The organism is Paenibacillus typhae (assembly GCF_900099765.1).
Lineage (GTDB): Bacteria > Bacillota > Bacilli > Paenibacillales > Paenibacillaceae > Paenibacillus_AQ > Paenibacillus_AQ typhae.
The window spans coordinates 1-5116 of sequence record NZ_FNDX01000082.1 but is presented as its reverse complement, the minus strand read 5'-3'; the positions used below and the strand labels follow the sequence as shown (position 1 = coordinate 5116).

At 58.9% G+C, this 5116-nt stretch carries 4 protein-coding genes; all 4 read right to left on the bottom strand.

All coding sequences use genetic code 11. The annotated features are described in order from the left end of the window. Positions 1-298: 298 nt before the first annotated feature. Entirely contained in the window at positions 299-562 is a 264-nt protein-coding gene (locus tag BLR64_RS29800) for a YlbG family protein (protein WP_039872590.1), read from the bottom strand. A gap of 42 nt (positions 563-604) precedes the next feature. Beyond that, positions 605-1042: a YlbF/YmcA family competence regulator gene (locus tag BLR64_RS29795; RefSeq protein ID WP_090720332.1), complete on the bottom strand. Its 438-nt coding sequence runs from the start codon at positions 1040-1042 to the stop codon at positions 605-607. Between the two features lie 73 nt (positions 1043-1115). Then, a complete protein-coding gene (locus BLR64_RS29790) occupies positions 1116-3020 on the bottom strand; it encodes a helicase-associated domain-containing protein (RefSeq protein WP_090720330.1) in 1905 nt (634 codons plus the stop codon). Next, entirely contained in the window at positions 3017-4714 is a 1698-nt protein-coding gene (locus BLR64_RS29785) for a DNA repair helicase XPB (protein ID WP_090720328.1), read from the bottom strand. Before BLR64_RS29785 ends, BLR64_RS29790 begins: the two co-directional genes overlap by 4 nt. Positions 4715-5116: the final 402 nt, after the last annotated feature.

The following is a 5116-nucleotide window of genomic DNA, read 5'->3' as shown; positions in this document are numbered from 1 at the left end:
AGCGAGACTCGGCTCCCTCTTTTCCCCTTTGCAGGGCCTTTTTGACGATGCGGCAGGATTCACTTGATGTTGCGGCCTGGGTTGTTGCTCGCCCGGTCTCTGACCGGTACTTTTGTCGATGCGCTTTTACACATAGATTTCGCCATGCGCAAGCATCCTAGCTACAAGAGTGGCTTGGCCCCTCTCTTGGTTGGACTTGCACCAACTAGATAATGCGTGCCTCTGGGCACGCCTTCAAAGCAAAAAGCAGACGCTTAGAGCGCCTGCTTCCTGATACCGATCCGCCTATGAACTTATCCTACAAGCCGTAATAACGTGACTTGTCCTGCCCGTTGCTGGTGTATTCCGTCTTCAGTTCATTGCGGTAGGATCTTTCGATCTTACGCACATATGAGAGTCTGCGGACGTTCTTCATCACCTCTTCGGCACGTTCCGCGTTCACATACATTACCGCATAATGCATCCTCCGGGAGACATAATGCAATGTTCCGTATTTCTCAAGGTTGCGTGCCGCCTTGACATCGCTGACCCATACGATATATCCTGTCCGTTCCGCAAACATAAGCTCATCCGCCCTTTCGTTCTCTCCCCTGCAAGGGGCAGCTTATCCGCAGGAGCATTTGCCTCCGCTGCCGCATCCGCCCTTTGGCGACGGATCATTGCTTGGCACCTTGATGCTCTCCGATACCGAGAATGCGATCGCTTCCGACATGGAGTGTAAAATGTCGTCCAGCGTCGCCTCCGCCTGCTTGAAGCGGACGACCTCCTCGAACAGCTCAAGCTCCTTCTCGACTGCTGCCACTTCGTCCTTGGCCATATGGTAATTCGGGTGAAAATGCCCGAAGCGCTGTGTCTCCTCGAACAGCTCCTTCTTGCTCTGCAGCCGTCTGACCATGGCCTGGATTTCGGGATTGGCGTTTACGCGCCCCTTCCAGTATAAATAATCCGACACTTCAGCGGATTGATTAATCATATCGCCTAATTCATAGGCGTATGTCAGCACTTCGGCCATATCGACCGTATTCAATTCCGCTACGCTCATGAACGTCAACTCTTTTCTGTACAGATGTTCTACAGTATGGTGTAGACTACCCTATCATAACATAACCAGTCACCTAAGCAGAAGAAGAATTTCTCAGCTCCTGCGGGAGCAGCAGCTTCATTTCCTTCCAGTCACCCGGCGCCAGCTCCGCTTCCTCGCACTGCCCGGTTCCGGCAGGCATCAGTCCGCCGGCCACTCTCCAGGGATGCCCGCGGAGCTGCTCAGGGATGAAATCGCAGATTTCCCCGTCTATAGACAAGCGGACCTTAATCCCCCACCGGAAAGCCTGCTCCATCACCTTTTTAGCCGTAGTTGTATGGTACTCCCTCCATTCCCTTACCCATATCTGCGGAATGCTGTCTTCCCCTGGAAGCAAGGGCTCTCCCGCCCCGTCTGACGCTGCCGGAACTGTCCGCAGTACAGCCCTGCTGCCGAGCAGGCCAGAAGCGCCTTCCGGTGAGGGGAGCACATAAGCCGGCCCGGCCCAGGCGGCGGCGTCAGGCAGACACAGCGGCTGCGCCGCGTCCCCTTCCCCGGTTCCGCCGATCTGCCGCGGCGGCGCCAGGCCGGCTGCTGCCAGCTCTTTGCGCACCTGTTCCGCACGGCCCTGCTGCACAATGAAATGAAGCGGGCCGATCCGGGTCAGGCTATCCCCAAGCCGGGGATGGGCTGCAACGTCGGCAGCGTCTACTTCATCCCGGCAGGCAAGCAGGATGACCTGTGACCAGGCGGTCCGTCCGATGCTGCGCGACCACTGGACCAGAGACTGCCTGACCTGCTCAGGCAGCCCGCTGCGGGCATGGGCGGCAAGCCAGCTAGCCACCTCCTCAGGTGGCAGCCCCCGTTCTGCCGCTTCCTCTAGCCCTTCCCGGCTCAGCCGGAAGCTCCATATCCCGTCGTCTATATTCAGCAGCTCCGCACAGCCGGCGAGCCCCCAGCGAAGCCGGTAGGAGACATCCGGAAGAACCAGCACCTCGAAATCCGGCTGGATGATAAAGCTCCCTCCAGCTGATTCGTTATCGGGTAAGGGATAAGCGGAACCGGAGTCCGCACCGGAAGCCTGCAGCTTTACAGCGGGCAGCACCGGCTTGTATCCGGTCCACCGGAAACAGGTTTCCCCGCTGCCCGTCATTCCCAGCTCACACCAGCCAAAGCCGGCCAGGCACTGCAGCCAGCTGAGACAGCCTTGCTGCAGTATCCCGGCTTCCTTGCCGGCAGCAAGGCCGGAATGGTGCATGAAGTCCAGGATACCGCCAAGCGTATACCAGCTCCCCGGCACAAAAGCAGGAGACGGCAAAAGATAGCGGAAATGCTGCAGGGCTGGCTCATCAGCTGCATAGCGTTCCAGAATCACACTGTACAAAAGGCTTGTCATTTGTGATTCATCGAGGTCCAGCCAGCTCTGCAATACATCCTGCTCCAGCTGATAGGCTTTATCCCCGGCCATGACCAGTCCGAGCGTCAGCGCAAGATCCAGGAGCACCTTAACAGAAAGCGGCATCGGCTCATTGGCCGGAGATTCCGGGAATACACCGTGCAGATGCCTGTCCTGCACAGGCAGCAGGGCAGCCAGCCGGCCGGAATGCTTCTTGTGGATGCTGCCTTTGGCAGTCAGCGGAAGCCCCTCCCGGCCGATGAACACCAGCGTCCGGAACAGCTGCGCCGCCAGTCCCGCCTCAGCCGGCCACTGGGCCGCCACGTGTTCACCTGTCACCGGCTCAAGCTTACAGGCGTAATACTCCTGCTGGACTGCCGCCAGCTGCCGCGGCGGAATCTGGAACAGCTGCTCGCCCCAGACCTTCTGGCGCAGCTCAACCAGCCCTGCCCGGCGCAGCTCCAGGAGGGCCAGCTGCTGTTCAGCACGGCAGAGCGTTTCAGGACGCAGCCGCTCCGCCTTCTCCGCTGCAAACGGCCTGTCTGCATATGCTGTGCATATCCGGCTCAGCACCTCCATGGCAGATGGGCTCAGAGTCATCATGACGTCGCCTCCTCCGGCCGTCCGGCCGCTTTGACCGCATATTCATATCCCTGCTCTGTCAGGAACAGGCGGCGCCGCAGGGCAAATTCCTGTTCACGGCTGTCACCGGTAACCAGCGTATAGAAATAGGCCCTGTTCTCGCCCTGCTTGGGACGCAGAATCCGCCCCAGCCGCTGGGCCTCCTCCTGGCGGGAGCCATAGGCACCCGAGACCTCGATTGCAACCGAGGCATCGGGGAGATTAACGGCAAAGTTGGCTACCTTGGATACCACCAGCACCTTCAGCGTCCCCTCGTTGAACGCCGCATACAGCGCGTTGCGTTCGCGCTGCGGCGTTTTCCCGGTTATCAGCGGTGCATTCAGGCGGGCGGCCAGCTCATTAAGCTGATCCAGGTACTGGCCGATGACCAGCACCTTTGAGCCGGCATGGGCCGCAATGATGCGGGCAGCAGCCGCAGCCTTGGACGGGTTGCCGGCCGCAAGCCGGAACTGCTCTTTGCTTCCGGCATAGAGATACCGGCTCCTCAGGTCCGGTTCCATCGGCACGACAAGCTCTACACATTCGACAGCGGCGATCCAGCCTTGCTGCTCCAGCGATCTCCAGGGCAGCTCATAGCAGCGCGGCCCGATCAGCGAGAAAACATCCCCCTCGCGGCCGTCCTCCCTGACCAGCGTTGCGGTCAGGCCCAGGCGCCGCGTCGCCTGAATATCGGCGGTAGCCCGGAATACCGGAGCGGGGAGCAAATGGACCTCGTCATAGATAATCAAGCCCCAGTTCCGCTCATTGAACAGGTTCATATGGACAAAGCCCTCTCCCTTGGAGCGGCGGTGCGTCAGCATCTGATAGGTAGCCAGCGTAACAGGCCGTACTTCCCGGCGTTCACCAGTATACTCTCCGATCTCACCGCCTGTAAGGCTGGTCCGCTGCAGCAGCTCCTCCCGCCACTGTTCAACCGAGGTGGTATTGGAAGTCAGGATCAGAGTCTCGCACTGCAGCTTTTCTATTACCGCTAGACCGACAACGGTCTTGCCCGCTCCGCAGGGCAGAACAACGACCCCGCTGCCGCCTGTCCCGTAAAATAGACGGACCGCTTCCTCCTGATACGCCCTGAGCCCGAAGGCAGCCTCATTGCCGCCTGCACTCTTGGGTCCATCCTGTTTCCAGGTAAGGCTCAGCTCCTGTCCTTCCCGGTAACCGGCATAATCCAGCACCGGGTACCCCAGTCTTGTCAGCTCCTGCTTCAGCAGCCCTCGGCAGCCTGCCGGGCATGTGCATTCCAGCGCACCGCTCCTTTTCAGGTGAAGCCCGTCCAGTCCGGAGCGGCCTTCCAGTTCATCCAGCAGCGACGCGCTGTCGGCACGCAGCAGCACCAGCCGGCTGTCGGCTGCATGGGCATGCAGCGTAAGTCTCCCGTACCGCGTGATCAGCCTGCCGATTTCTTCTTCCAGTCCGGCCGGAATCCCCCATCGTGCCAGATTCCGCAGACTGGCGATAATCTGCTCAGCCGTCCTTCCTCCGGCTGCAGCATTCCATAAGGATAACGGAGTGATCCGGTAGGTGTGATAGGCCGGGAGGCTTTTTACAAGCTCCGCATAATCTGCAAGCTCTTTGCCCGCGGCCTCGAATCCCGGATGTCCGCATTCCAGCAGCACCGTCATGTCTTTGCGGGCAATACATGCCCCGGATCCGTTCATAGCATCGCCTCCTGTCTATTGTCACTGTAAGCTGTTCTGAGAACAGGCTAGAGTAAAGGGCTGAATAAATTCAGCCCCTCCTCATCAAACCGTACGTGAGGTTTTCCCTCATACGGCTTTCCGATGTTCGTCATTCATGGGCATGCAGCATTCTGGCCTTGGCCCATGACCTAGTTTCCCCTGTCGAGTTCTTGAGTGTTTTCTTGCGTGTCGTTAGCCGCTTTGGGCATTCACGGACTCGTACCTCTTGGTGAAACATGAACAAAGCAGGGCTCCTTCCCTCCCTAAGGTTATGTTGTCCTTAGGTTCCTTGGTACTATGAGCCCCTCGGACTCCCTTCCCACAGACGATTCACTTCGTCTTCTGGACTTATAGAACGTCTCTTTACGGGTTTCTAAAAAA